At 54.0% G+C, this 881-nt stretch carries 1 protein-coding gene; it reads right to left on the reverse strand.

From position 1 onward, the window contains the following. Positions 1–61: 61 nt before the first annotated feature. On the reverse strand, positions 62–829 hold the full coding sequence (locus NW819_RS13460) for an RNA polymerase sigma factor SigF (protein ID WP_041436760.1): 768 nt from the start codon (positions 827–829) through the stop codon (positions 62–64). Between the last annotated feature and the right edge of the window lie 52 nt (positions 830–881).

Consider the following 881-nt stretch of genomic DNA (forward strand, 5'->3'; position numbering starts at 1 on the left):
AAGCCTCGGAAACACGATTTTTATAGCCTTTTATATCCCTTAATTTGTAACGGGCTGTATCTCAAAAAATATCTTGATTCAACAACTTAGCCAGGCGTTCCAGCCCCTTTTTGACTTGGCGGGAAACGGTAACGGCACTGATCCCTAGCCGCTCTGCCGTTTCTTTTTGCGTGAGGTCATAGAAGAAGACAAATTCCAAAATCTTGCGGGTACGTTCCTCCAGCTGAGCCAAGGCATGTTGTAGGCGAATACGATCTTCTTCAGCCAGTTGAAAACTGCGGTAGCGCTGATCCGGAACGACCTCCCCCAGAGCAACACTGTCTTCCTCAGTTTGAATCGGAGCATCCAGGCTGAGCAAAAGGCTGTTTTGTTGGGCCAGCTCCAGCTCTCGCCATTCCTGCTCCGTCAGTTGCAGGGCTTCCCTCACCTCGGCCTCAGAGGGAGAACGGCCCAACTCTTGCCGCAGACGGGCAATCACCTTCTTGGCTTGTCGTTGCAGGGTCGTCCAGCGGCGTGGGATCCGCATGGTGGGGCTTTTGTCCCGCAGGTAGTGTTGAATTTCTCCGCGAATGTAGGGCAGGGCAAAGGAGCTAAAAGCCAGGCCTCGGCTGATGTCAAAGCGTTCGATAGCTTGAATCAAACCCAAACAGCCAACTTGCACCAGGTCGTCGTACCCCTCATTGCATTGGTTGCGCCAGTGGTGGGCCTCTTTGCGCACCAAGCCCAAGTTCATTTCCACCAGCCGGTTGCGCAGGGCTGGATCGCGATTCTGGTGGTACAGCCGCAACAGTTCGGCAGTTCGGGCTTTAACATCCTCACTAGATGCCATAGATCCACATGCGGCTGGGAATCCGGTCTTGGCCAAAGGCAATGGAGGGGGG

The organism is Synechococcus sp. R8-2, assembly GCF_047461715.1.
Classification (GTDB): Bacteria; Cyanobacteriota; Cyanobacteriia; order Thermostichales; family Thermostichaceae; genus Thermostichus.